General features: G+C 31.7%; 14 protein-coding genes. All 14 read right to left on the bottom strand.

What is annotated here, in order from left to right; all coding sequences use genetic code 11:
• Positions 1-632: 632 nt before the first annotated feature.
• Positions 633-1,781 carry a non-hydrolyzing UDP-N-acetylglucosamine 2-epimerase gene (gene wecB / locus ACZ5N4_RS00300; RefSeq protein ID WP_464206116.1) on the bottom strand — a complete coding sequence of 383 codons (1,149 nt, stop codon included), beginning with the start codon at positions 1,779-1,781 and terminating at the stop codon, positions 633-635.
• A gap of 61 nt (positions 1,782-1,842) precedes the next feature.
• Positions 1,843-2,877, bottom strand: coding sequence for an MraY family glycosyltransferase (locus ACZ5N4_RS00295; protein ID WP_464206114.1), 1,035 nt, complete (start codon positions 2,875-2,877; stop codon positions 1,843-1,845).
• Positions 2,878-2,948: 71 nt separating this feature from the next.
• Positions 2,949-3,437: a deoxycytidylate deaminase gene (locus tag ACZ5N4_RS00290; protein WP_464206112.1), complete on the bottom strand. Its 489-nt coding sequence runs from the start codon at positions 3,435-3,437 to the stop codon at positions 2,949-2,951.
• Between the two features lie 223 nt (positions 3,438-3,660).
• Entirely contained in the window at positions 3,661-4,290 is a 630-nt protein-coding gene (upp, locus tag ACZ5N4_RS00285; protein ID WP_464206110.1) for a uracil phosphoribosyltransferase, read from the bottom strand.
• A gap of 93 nt (positions 4,291-4,383) precedes the next feature.
• Positions 4,384-4,833 carry a ribose 5-phosphate isomerase B gene (gene rpiB / locus ACZ5N4_RS00280; protein WP_178906300.1) on the bottom strand — a complete coding sequence of 150 codons (450 nt, stop codon included), beginning with the start codon at positions 4,831-4,833 and terminating at the stop codon, positions 4,384-4,386.
• A 94-nt stretch (positions 4,834-4,927) separates the two neighbouring features.
• Entirely contained in the window at positions 4,928-5,386 is a 459-nt protein-coding gene (locus tag ACZ5N4_RS00275; protein WP_464206108.1) for a low molecular weight protein arginine phosphatase, read from the bottom strand.
• Between the two features lie 23 nt (positions 5,387-5,409).
• Positions 5,410-6,462, bottom strand: coding sequence for an L-threonylcarbamoyladenylate synthase (locus tag ACZ5N4_RS00270; protein WP_464206106.1), 1,053 nt, complete (start codon positions 6,460-6,462; stop codon positions 5,410-5,412).
• Between the two features lie 61 nt (positions 6,463-6,523).
• Positions 6,524-7,765 (bottom strand): NAD(P)-dependent oxidoreductase, encoded by a 1,242-nt coding sequence (locus tag ACZ5N4_RS00265; protein ID WP_464206104.1) that lies wholly within the window; start codon positions 7,763-7,765, stop codon positions 6,524-6,526.
• Positions 7,766-8,090: 325 nt separating this feature from the next.
• Entirely contained in the window at positions 8,091-8,801 is a 711-nt protein-coding gene (locus ACZ5N4_RS00260) for a ZIP family metal transporter (protein WP_178906328.1), read from the bottom strand.
• A 102-nt stretch (positions 8,802-8,903) separates the two neighbouring features.
• Complete coding sequence (locus tag ACZ5N4_RS00255) at positions 8,904-9,521, bottom strand: hypothetical protein (protein WP_464206102.1); 618 nt, start codon at positions 9,519-9,521, stop codon at positions 8,904-8,906.
• Between the two features lie 29 nt (positions 9,522-9,550).
• A complete protein-coding gene (prfA, locus tag ACZ5N4_RS00250) occupies positions 9,551-10,627 on the bottom strand; it encodes a peptide chain release factor 1 (RefSeq protein WP_464206100.1) in 1,077 nt (358 codons plus the stop codon).
• A gap of 62 nt (positions 10,628-10,689) precedes the next feature.
• Positions 10,690-11,565, bottom strand: a complete 876-nt coding sequence (prmC, locus tag ACZ5N4_RS00245) for a peptide chain release factor N(5)-glutamine methyltransferase (protein WP_464206098.1) — start codon at positions 11,563-11,565, stop codon at positions 10,690-10,692.
• A gap of 15 nt (positions 11,566-11,580) precedes the next feature.
• Positions 11,581-12,525 (bottom strand): DUF1385 domain-containing protein, encoded by a 945-nt coding sequence (locus ACZ5N4_RS00240; protein WP_464206096.1) that lies wholly within the window; start codon positions 12,523-12,525, stop codon positions 11,581-11,583.
• Positions 12,525-13,148, bottom strand: coding sequence for a thymidine kinase (locus tag ACZ5N4_RS00235; protein WP_464206094.1), 624 nt, complete (start codon positions 13,146-13,148; stop codon positions 12,525-12,527). The genes ACZ5N4_RS00240 and ACZ5N4_RS00235 overlap by 1 nt, the downstream gene beginning before the upstream one ends.

Here is a 13,148-nt window from a genome sequence, read left to right as displayed (position 1 = left end):
TAAATAAAATCCTGCATTCTCTCTATAATCTTAATATTTAGCCTTAATAGTCGATTTTTTAACAATATAATTCCATTTTATCTTCATTACTTTAAATTTATTTAATTTACTTCAATTAACAAATATCACTTATTATCGATGCATTTTTCTAAAAATATTGAAAATTTTTAATATTAAGCTCAAACACTTTAATTCCTTTACTTATTTAATATTGCAATTGTCTAAATAATTTAACTTTTTTGACACATTATTTGTATATACATGCATTATAAATGATATTTTTTCATAAAATTTAATAAATAAGATTACTTTTTCTTTAATTAGACTACTCTTTTTACATTTTTTATGTTATTTATCATTTATACTGTAAATTTATAAGTCATTTAAAAGAAAAATTTATACTTATTTAATATAATAACTCCTTTTTCCATAGGTTTCAATTAGAATTTTTATACTTAATATATATTTTTTATTTATAACATATCATAAAATTACAACAATACATCACAAAATTATAATAATATGTCATAAAATTAAAATAATACTCATAATGTTAGAATTAACACATAATAAAATTAAAGTAATATGTCACAAAATTGCAACAAAAAAAAAGAATAGCTAGAAATTACTTTCTAGCTAAATTCCTCATATTTCATTTTTTGAATACCAAAATAGTTTAATATTGCATGCACAATTCTTTCTGAAGCTTTACCATCACCATAAGGATTTATAGCTCTACTCATTTTATCATATTCTGCTGAATTTCTTATTAATTCATTAGCTGTATTTAGTATAGTAGTTATATCTGTGCCAACAAGCTTAACAGTACCTGCCTTTACAGCCTCTGGCCTTTCAGTAACATCTCTTAAAACCAACACCGGCTTTCCTAAGTGCGGTGCCTCTTCCTGAAGCCCACCAGAGTCTGTCATAACCATAAAACATTTATTCATTAAATTATGAGTTTCCTTTGTATCTAATGGCGGTAATAAGTGCACTCTTGGTATTCCACCTAGAATTCTATAAACAACATCCTTAACTACTGGATTTAGATGAACTAAATATACTATCTCTACATCGTTGTTCTCTTCAACAATTCTTTTTAAAGCATTACATATATTTTCGATTCCATCTCCCCAATTTTCTCTTCTGTGTGCTGTAACCATTATTACTTTCTTTTTATTGTATTCTATACCATTAAGCTCCATATTGTTAAATACATAACTATCCTCTACTGTAAATTCCATAGCATCAATGACAGTATTTCCAGTAACAAATATATCTTTTTCATCAATTCCTTCTCTTAAAAGATTGCTTTTTGAACCTGCTGTTGGCGCAAAATGCAAATCTGCCATTGAACCTGTAAGTTTTCTATTCATCTCCTCAGGGAAAGGAAAATACTTGTCAAAAGTTCTAAGCCCTGCTTCCACATGTCCAACTTTTATTTTTTGATAAAATGCTGCTAAAGCACCGGCAAAGGTTGTTGTAGTATCTCCATGCACAAGAACTAAATTGGGATTTTCTTTTTCAAATATATCTTCAAGTCCCTCTAGTACTCTTGTAGTTATACCTGTAAGAGTTTGCCTACTTTGCATAATGTTTAAATCAAAGTCAGGAGTAATATCAAACAAATCTAATACCTGATCCAGCATCTGCCTGTGTTGTGCTGTTACACAAACCTTATTTTCTATATTTGGGTTTTTCTCAAGCTTCTTGACCAAAGGCGCCATTTTTATTGCTTCAGGTCTTGTTCCAAATATCGTAATAACCTTAACTTTTTCCATAAATATACCTCCGTTTTAGCCTCAAGGCAACTATTCTTCATTACTGTTACCTAGATACCAATTATTCTCTATGTTCAAAAAAACCAAATTTCCAAGCCATCATTACTAGAACTACCATGACAAGGGCAAGAAGGAAATAGGACCTCTGAGTGCTTATCTGCATTGCTATTATCGCAAAGCTACCTAGTACAGCGCTTATCAGATACATGATTATAACAGCCTGCCTTTGATTAAGTCCCATGTCTAATAATCTGTGATGAAGATGTCCTTTATCTGCCTGCATTATAGGCTTCCCATTTATCTTTCTCCTAATCATAGCAAAAAGCGTATCATATATTGGTATTCCCAGTGCCAGAATAGGCACAGCAATTGCAAAGGCTGCTGCAGACTTTATAGCTCCTTCTATGGATATTGCCGCTAATAAAAATCCCAATAATTGCGCTCCTGTATCTCCCATAAATATAGAAGCTGGATTAAAATTATAAGGTAAAAAACCCAATATAGATCCAGCTAATATTATAGTTAATACTGCTGCTTCAGCTTCAACCCTTCTGTTTAATAAAGTTATAATAAAAATGGTTACTGTAGAAATAAACGCAACTCCTGCTGCTAAACCATCCAATCCATCTATTAAATTTAAAGCATTAGTAATACCCACCACCCAAATTACAGTAAGTGGAATTGATAGTATTCCTATATTAATATAAAGTTCTGCGCTGCTTATTGGATTTGTTATCAAAACTATTCTAACGCCATAAGAAGTTAGCGCTAAGGCTGCCGCTATTTGAAATAAAAGCTTTTGCCATGGTCTTATTTCAAATTTATCATCCAAAAAACCACCTATAGCTATAATCGTGGCACCTATTAGTATTCCTATTTCTGATTCAGATAACTTTCCTGTTTTTAACACCAAAGTTAATACAAAAGAAAAGTATATTGCTAACCCACCTAGAAGTGGTATAGGTTTTTTATGTACTCTTCTGTTATCCTTTGGAATATCTATAACTTTTATCTTTACTGCAAACTTTTTAATAACTGGCGTAAGCGTAGCAGAGATTATTATTGAAACCAATGCTAAAACATATAATTTATCCATAAGTTAACCTTCCTTATTTATATTGAACAATATTCAGCTAAACCAAATAAACACCGTACTATTGCTGCTACTTAATAACATCCATCACCTTCTAGAGAATCATCATTTTCAATCCACTCTTCTACATTTATTTCTCTATAAACTTTTTTAGTATCACGTACTACAACTTTTTCAATTCCTGAATTAATTATAAACCTCTTACACAGTGAACAAGGAGAAGCATTATGCACATATTCTCCAGAACTACATTCTCGGCCAACTAGATACATAGTTGATCCTATCATATCTTGTCTTCTAGCAGATATAATAGCATTTTGCTCTGCATGAACTGATCTACATAATTCATAGCGTGTACCTCTTGGTACATTTAGTTCCTCTCTTCTACAGTACCCTAAATCGCAGCAGTTTTTTCTTCCTCTAGGAGCTCCCGAATATCCTGTCGACATAATCTCATCATTTTTGACTATTATAGCCGCAAAGTTACGCCTTAAGCAAGTTCCTCTCTCTAATACAGTCTCACATATATCTAAATAATAGTTATTTTTATCAATTCTATTCATAACTTCCTCCAACAGTTGCTGTTATTAATCCTCTTTTATTCTATAATAAAAATGATGTAATTAAAAGTGTAGATTAAATATTCTTCAAGCTCTAAAGTTTAAAATTTTGTAACATAAAATTTTCAGAGGACAATTGTCCTCTGTCATCTTAAAAATGCTTCGCATTTTTTATATTCCAATTGCAAATAAAAAGCAGTGAATTATCTCACTGCTTTTATATAAATTATTTAGTTCCGTATAATCTATCTCCTGCATCTCCAAGACCAGGTACAATATATCCCTTTTCATTTAATTTTTCATCTATTGATGCAATATATATATCTATATCTGGGTGAGCATCCATAACAACTTTTATTCCTTCTGGTGCAGCTATAAGACACATTAATCTTATATTTTTAGCACCCTTTTGTTTTAAAAGAGTAATAGCATCTACTGCTGAGCCACCTGTTGCAAGCATAGGATCCGTAACGATTACATCTCTCTCTCCTATATCTTGTGGAAGTTTACAGAAATATTCTACCGGCTTTAATGTTTCTTCATCTCTATACAGTCCTATATGTCCAACTTTTGCTGCCGGTATAAGTTTTGTCATACCACCAACCATACCAAGACCTGCTCTAAGTATTGGAACTATAGCTACTTTCTTTCCTGCAAGCATTTTACATTTTGCCTTACATATTGGCGTTTCTATTTCTACTACTTCAAGCTGTAAATCGCGAGTTACTTCATATGCCATAAGCATAGCTACTTCTTCAACAAGTTCTCTAAAATCCTTTGAACCTGTGTTCTTATCTCTTATTAGAGATAACTTATGTAATATTAATGGATGTGCTATTTGTGTTACTTTACTCATTTATTTTATTCCTCCTATATAACACACAGAAATTAAGAATAAATTTTACTCTAAATTTCTGCCTTATACTTAATTTTTAAAAATTATTATATACTATTTACTATACTTTTTTTCAATTTCAGAAATTCCATCTATTCTTCTTTGGTGTCTACCACCTTCAAATTCAGTTTTTATGAATGTATCTACTATGTCAAGAGCAAGTCCTGATCCAACAACTCTCTGACCTAATGCAAGTATATTAGCATCATTATGCTCTCTACAAGCATGAGCGCTGAAAGTATCACCACATAATGCTGCCCTCACTCCTGGAACTTTATTAGCAGCTATACTTATTCCTATACCAGTACCACAAACTAATATTCCAAGTTCATATTTTTTTCCTGCTACTTCTTCAGCAACTTTTAATGCAAACTCAGGATAGTCACAGGACTCTTCAGTATATGCACCAAAATCCTTAATTTCTACTCCTTTTGCCTCTAAATGTTTTATTATTTCATTCTTTAGCGGTAATCCCGCATGATCGCTTCCTAACGCAATCTTCATGTTAAAACACCTCCAAGATATAGTGTTACTATAATTAAATAATTTATTTTAATAAATTATAAACTATCAGATTACAAAAAAAAAGATAATAGCATTATACAATGCCTATATCTTCTTTTAATTTGTTTAATAGCAATACAATACTGCTTTCTAATTGTCTATATGTATGTCTATAAGTTTCTATGTCACCACCAAATGGGTCGACTATATCCTTCTCCATAGAAATATACTCATTTAATGTATATATTTTGTGTTTAAATCCCGGAAACTTATTGCCTAAAAAATCTCTTATATATGTTGTCATAGTCAAAACAAGTTCTGAATTTTCTAACATACTCTCAGTAAGCTGAACTGCATTTCTATTACTTAAATCTATACTAATACTTTCCTTCGTAACAATTGCAGAGTTTTTTGAGGTTTTACTATTGTTTAATACAGCTATACCAGCAGAAATAGCTTTAAGATTATCTATATCACACTTATTATTAAAAATAGCTTCTGCCATACAACTTCTACAAGTGTTCCCTGTACAAACAAATAGTATATTTTTCATAACTGACCTCCTAAAACATAGAATTACACTTTAACAATATCAAATCCAGCAGATTTCTTAAGTCTATTCATAACAGCTACGCCTACACCCTTTTCTTCAAAGGCTTCAGTAATAATTATATCAACTTCTTTATCATCAAACATTCTAAGTGTTTCAAATAAATTTTGTGACACACTTATCATGTTTTCTCTACTTCCTAGAGATATTACTATTCCTTTTTCATAATACTTTACTGTTTCGTCTGTAGCCATTATGCCAACAACTTTATTTTCATCTATATAATTTTGCACTATTTCGTTGATTTTTTCAATAGTTTTTTTCAAATCTCCTTGAACTATTTTTACAGGAGCCTTTGGAGCATAATGCCTATATTTCATTCCTGGCGCTTTAGGTTTAAAATCTTTTTCTGGTTTTTTCATTATTGCTGGATCTATATATGTATCTGCATCCACTTCTCTTAACATCTCTAAAGTTATTCCCCCTGGTCTTAAAACACAGGTAGGTTCGGTAGTGCAATCAATAACCGTAGACTCAAGTCCAATATCACACATATTACCGCCAATAATATAATCTACTTTTCCGCTTAAGTCTTCTATGCACCTTTGTACATCTGTAGGACTAGGTTTTCCTGAAATATTAGCAGAAGGCGCAGCAATTGGAACTCCCGCTGCTCTTATAAGTTCTCTAGCAACATTATTAGAAGGCATTCTAATTCCTACGCATGGTAGTGCTGCACTTGTCTCGTCTGGTATAATTGAAGATTTAGGCAATATTATTGTCATAGGACCTGGCCAAAATCTTTTCATAAATCTTTTAGCCATTTCTGGGATTTCCGAAACTAAAGGCTTTATCTCTTCAATATCCGCAATATGAACTATTAGAGGGTTGTCCTGCGGCCTACCTTTAGCTTCAAATATTTTTTTCACCGCCTCTGGATCTAATGCATTAGCGCCAAGTCCATAGACAGTTTCTGTTGGAAAGACTACTAGTCCCCCCTGTCTTAAGACCTCCCCAGCCTCTTGCATGATGTTTTGGTCAAAGTTATTCTCATCAAGCATAATTATTTTTGTATCCATTCTATTTTATACCACCTTTTTATTTATTACTAAATTATATCAAGTAATTTTTCAGACCTTATTACTTACATTTTTCAGTAACATACTCATCAATTGCTTGTGCCACCATTTTTGATAATTCTACAGCCTTAACTACTGTCTTAGCTCCTGTTACTACATCTCCAGATGCAAACACACCTTCTCTTGTGGTTCTTCCAAATTCATCAGTGGCAACTAAGCCTTTATCCTTTAGCTCTATTCCCTTTGTACTTGATACTATATTTGCTCTAGGTCCTTGACCTACAGCTATGATAACAGAATCAGCTTTGAATATCTCTTCTGTTCCCTCTATTGACACTACCTTTTCTTTACCTTCTTCATCTTCTACTACTTTATTATTCACATATTTAACGCCTTCATCAACTATCTCTACAGGGGATTTATAGAATTCAAATTTAACTCCATCAATTTTTGCATATTCAACTTCAGCCCTCTCAGCTTGAATATTTTCTGGCCCCCTTCTGCACATTACATAAACTTCTCTTGATCCGTTTCTTAATGTAGTTCTTGCAACGTCCATTGCAACATTGCCAGCTCCTATTATACATACCTTCTTCCCTAAGTCATATACATTAGGGTTTTTTAAGTAATCTATTGCATAATGAACATGCCCTAAGCTCTCTCCTTTTATTCCAAGGGCACTAGACCTCCATACTCCTGTACCTATAAATATAGCTTTATAGCCATCTCTAAAGAGATCATCAATTGTTATAACTGACCCAATTAAGGTATTAGGCCTAATTTTTATTCCCATGCTTATTAATTTATCTTTTAACTTTTCCAAAATATCCTTAGGTAATCTAAACTCTGGAATACCATATCGTAAAACTCCACCTATTTTATCATGGGCTTCAAATATAGTTATGTCATAGCCCTTAGAGGCTAGGATAATTGCTATAGTAATTCCAGCAGGACCAGATCCTATTATTGCTACTTTTTTATTAGTATCTTTTATTACTTCTGGAGTTATAGAATTTAAATAGTAATCTGATATATAGTTTTCTATCGAACTTATTTTAACAGGACTATTCTTTTTTCCCATTACACAATGGCCTTCACATTGCTTCTCATGAGGACATACAAGAGAGCACACTACAGAAAGTGGATTATTCTTAAAAAGCATTTCTCCTGCTTCATTAATATTTCCTTCTAAAAATAACTTTATAACTTCATTAACCGAGGTGTTGACCGGACATCCTTCTTTACACATAGGTTTTTTACATTGAAGGCATCTTTTAGCTTCCTCTATTACAAATTGTCCCATTGCATTATTCCTCCTATATTTTAATGTTACAATGCTTATAGCAACGCTTTATTCTAATAATTTATTTTAACCTATAAAACACATTTTGCTAGTACTTTTAAATCAACAAATTATTTTCTAATATACAATATACTAAATTAATCAAATATACAACATGTTAATTATACAATTGTTACATATAATATACTATATTTGTATAAATAAATGCTATATTTTAATTGTTAATTATAGTTTAATATAAACAACATTTCAAGTTTATCTACTAAGGCTAAAAATATAAAAAGACTGTAGATCAAATAAAATTCTCCACAGTCTAAAATTAACACTATAACATTCTTACCATAAAAAGTCCCATCATAATTCCGCTTAGAACCCCAATAGTACTTGTTACTCCATCCCAAAGTTTTGACGACTCAGGTATCATTTCCCCACAGACTACATATAACATTATTCCAGATGCAAAGGACAGACATGCACCAAGAACATTTACCGATATATTTGCTATGTAAGCTCCAATCCATGTGCCAATAGCAGTAGGAAAAGCTGTTATAAAAGTATAGAACAATATCTTAGATATTCTAACTCTAGAAGCTATGAGTGGTGCTGATACTGCTATCCCTTCAGGAATATCGTGAATTGCTATTATTATACTCATTTTTATTCCTAAAGTACCTCCAGCAGCAAAGCCACACCCCATTATTATTCCCTCTGGAAAATTATGAATCATAAGTCCTAGCGCTGCCATAAAAGCAACTTTTGCATGCTTGTCCATGCTATTTATATTTATTTTGTTATCTATTATGGCTATAATTATAATCCCCAAGATACAAAAAACTAGAGTACCAGCGAAATTCCATTTTGTAAGAGCCTCTGGAATCAAATCAAACACTACTACTGCTAGCATCAGTCCTCCTGCAAAACCAATTATTCCTCCCAGCAGCTTATTAGAAGGCCTTTTTACTATAACTCCCAGTAAGGCTCCAGTCATTGTACCTATTAAAGATACTACACTACCAATTAATACAATAAGAATCATATTTTCACTCAAAACATCACCTTTATTTTAAATTACTTCTATATCATATGTATTTATATTGTAATGCATATATTCCAAAACTTTAGGAATGGATTTTAAGAATTATTTATTCCTGTAATATTGAGAATTTTGACGATAAAATTTTATTTTTTCAATACATTCTTCTGTAAAGTGTGAATAGACACAGTTTTTGTATATAACATCCAGCAAAGGATACTTATTAAGCTTACCCCTTTTTATTATAGTATAGTAATATTGTTCCTCTGGGTGTATAATTTTTAACCTATTATATTGATGAGCTACATATGAATGATTCTTTAAGAAATTTAAGTTCACGGGGATCATTCTTTCACTTCTAAACTTTGATGTTGCTAGAAGAATTATTCTAAATTCACTTCTATCATCCTCATCAGATAAAATGTCTTCAGTATGAACCAATGAAACTTTTTCACAATTTATATTTATAGTTTTCTTTCTTATTCCAAGTGATATTTTTAATTTACTCCCAACACAAGCAAATCTCAATGTCTCCTTGTCAATCCTTATAATTACAGCTATAAATATAAGCACTTCTATAATTACTAAATATGATATGTAAAATAAACTTAGCTTTTTAGATAAAAACAAAGCAATAGGTAAAACAAAAAAAATAAAGCACATAGATAGCAGAAATCTTTTATAAGATTTTTTTTGCTTTCTAATGGCTTTATCTATATTCATTCCTTACCCTCTTTTCTTGAATTAAATAATTAGTCGTTACTTCCAATAGCTTTCATTTTTTCCGCCTGTTCAGCAGTTATTAAAGCATCTAGAACTTCGTCTATATCTCCATCAAGATATGCATCTAATTTGTATAGAGTTAATCCTATTCTATGATCTGTAACTCTTCCCTGAGGATAGTTATATGTCCTTATTCTTTCACTTCTGTCTCCTGTTCCTACCTGACTCTTTCTATCTTCAGCTATACTCGCCGATCTTTCTGCTTCCGCTTTTTCAAATAGTCTGGATTTAAGAACTTTCATAGCTTTTTCCTTGTTTTTAAGCTGTGATTTTTCATCTTGACAAGATACTACTATTCCACTTGGCAAGTGAGTTATTCTTACTGCAGAGTCTGTAGTGTTAACGCACTGTCCTCCATGTCCTGATGCTCTAAACACGTCTATTCTTATATCATTTGCATTAATTTCAATCTCAACGTCGTCAACTTCTGGTAATACTGCAACAGTAGCAGTGGATGTGTGGATTCTTCCACTTGATTCAGTGTCTGGAACTCTTTGAACTCTGTGAGCTCCGCTTTCATATTTCAATCTGCTATAAGCTCCAGCTCCCTTTAGCATGAATACAATTTCTTTAAATCCACCTATATCAGTTGCATTAATGCTTATCGTTTCAATCTTCCAGCCTTTACGTTCAGCATATCTTGTGTACATTCTTGTTAAGTTCGCTGCAAATAAAGCTGCTTCTTCTCCACCAGCACCTGCTCTTATTTCAACAAATACATCTTTGTCATCATTAGGATCTTTAGGTAGAAGTAGTATTTTTAACTCTTGATGTTTTTCTTCTATAACTCCTGTAAGTTCCCTTATTTCTTCCTGAGCCATCTCTCTTAGTTCTTTGTCTGATTCGTCTTGCAACATTTCCTTAGCAGACTCTAAATCCTCTTGAGCTTTTTTATATTCTCTATATTTCATTACAACTGTCTCTAAATCTGCATGCTCTTTACATAATTTTCGCCATTCTTTTTGATCCGCCATAACTGTCGGATCACTTATTTTTATAGATAGTTCTTCGTATTTATTTTCTATAAAGTTAAGTCTTTCTAACATACTTTTTCTCACTCCGTATAAATATTTTCACAATAAATAATTATATCACAATTCTTTTAACACTAGCAACAAATTTCGATTTTTCCTTTTATAACCCTGTCTTTTCCAGCTAAGTCCTTTAAACACTCTACTTCAACAAATCCGTTTTCCTTTAATAGATTACTTACAGAATCCTTTTGGTCATATCCTATTTCAAATAATAACATTCCTCCATTGTTTAACAATTTCAAACTTTGAGAGGTTATTTCTCGGTAAAAATATAATCCATCTTCACCTCCGCATAACGCCTCATAAGGTTCAAAATTTTTAACATCTTCCATTAATGTTCCTATAACATCCCTTCTAATGTATGGAGGATTTGACACTACCACATCGAATCTGTCCTTATTTTCTATAAACTTGCTTAGCAAATCACTTTCTACAACTTGAACTCTTTCACCTACATCCAGTCTTTTAATATTTTCCCTAGTCACCTCATAGGCGGTATGTGAAATATCAGAAGATTTAACACTTACGTCCTTTAATAGTTTTGCAATTGTAATACCTATTATTCCACTTCCACAACACACATCACAAATATTCTTAAATTTATTTTTTTTAATTTCCTCGATTGCACACTCTACTAAAAGCTCTGTATCTGGTCTCGGAATCAATACGCCTTCTCTTATATAAAAAGATAGTCCCATGAATTCGCATTCACCAAGCATATACTTTATAGGCATTTTATTTTTTCTAAGCGTCAATAATCTATAAAACTCTTCTATTTCTTTATCATTTAATTCGTAATCTCTGTTGAGTAGTAAAAAAAGTCTATCTTTTTTCACTACCTTGCCCAATAAAAGATCACAATCTAAAGCGTAACTCTCAATTCCCTCTTCTTTTAAAGTTTGATATCCTTCTTTTAAAAGCTCTCCAATTTTTGATTTATAATTTTTCATTAAAACTGCTCCATTCTAATATAGGGTATTACTAGTATCTTGTGATTCCTTTTCTTCAATACCTTCTGCATATTTAAGCGCTGTTATTGCAACTTGAATTTGATCATAATCAGGCTCTCTTGTGGTAAGCTTCTGAAGCATTAAGCCCGGATAAGCAGTAATTTTCGATACAGCACTATTACTTTTTCCCATCCATTTTATAAGTTCATAAGTCAATCCAGATACTATAGGTAAAAGTAATATTCTATATAATATTCTCTGCCATAAAGAACTCCAGCCAGTTAAAGAAAATAATATTATACTTACTATCATAACCAAAAATAAAAAATTTGTACCACATCGAGGATGAAACCTCTCAAACTTCTGTGCATTTTCTGCAGTAAGCTCTGCTTCATTTTCATAACAGAATATAGTTTTATGCTCTGCTCCATGATACTGGAAAACTCTATTTATATCCTCCATCTTTCCTATAAGTAAAACGTATAGCAAAAATATCCCTACTCTAATAATTCCCTCTACTATATTTAACCCTATAGTATTGTGAATTCCTATTCTCTTAAATACATTTGCAGCAAATGTAGGAAATATAAAAAATAACATTGTTGCTATTCCTAAAGATATGATAATGGCAATTGCCATTAATACATCCTCACTTTTATCTTTAAATACCTTTTCAAACCATTTATCAAATTTTGAAGGCTCTCCATCCTCATCTTCAAAAAACGATGCCGAATAATTTAACGTTTTTATTCCAATAACTAATGATTCTATTAAAGAAACAAAACCTCTAATAATAGGAAGCCCCAAAAATTTGTTTCTTTTAGAATAAGGTATACTTTCTTTTCTATCTACAACAATCTCACCATCAGCCTTTCTAACAGCAGTAGCAACTCCGCTGGACCCTCTCATCATTACACCTTCAATTACAGCTTGACCTCCAACTGAAGTATTTCTTCCCATTACTCCACCTCATTTTTTCCCCTATTTTTTCTTATTTTATATGTTTCCCTAAACTCAAAGTAACACTTTGGGCATAGTGATTCATATTCAATATCATCTTCTTTATCTATAGCAATCTGCTTTCCTTCAAAGATAAAATCTCCATTTACCTTTCTTCCATTTAACAATGCCTTTTTACCACAATTACAAATAGTCTTCAATTCTTCTAAACTATGTGCCAACAATAGTAGTCTTTGACTACCCTCAAATCCATTCATTTGAAAATCAGTTCGAAGCCCATAGCAAATTGTCGGTATGTCCATTATTACAGCTATTTTAAATAGTTGATCTATTTGTTCCTCTTTAAAAAATTGAGATTCATCTGCTAGTATGCAATCTATTTGTCCATTTTTGTCTATCCATTTCTTCGTTTCTTCATAAATATTTTGATTTTCATCTATAAGAATATCAACTTCCCTTGTTACCCCTAATCTTGAAAGCACTTTATTTCCACCTTTTGTATCTGTTTTAGGTTTTATAATAATAACTTTCATCCCTCTTTCTTCATAGTTGTATGCAACCTGCAATAGGTTTGTTGACTTCCCACAGTTCATAGCTCCATATCTGAAATATAACTTACTCAT

It is taken from the genome of Clostridium nitrophenolicum, from assembly GCF_055391695.1.
Note: the sequence above shows the minus strand (reverse complement) of the source record. Positions and strands in the feature narration are given on the sequence as shown.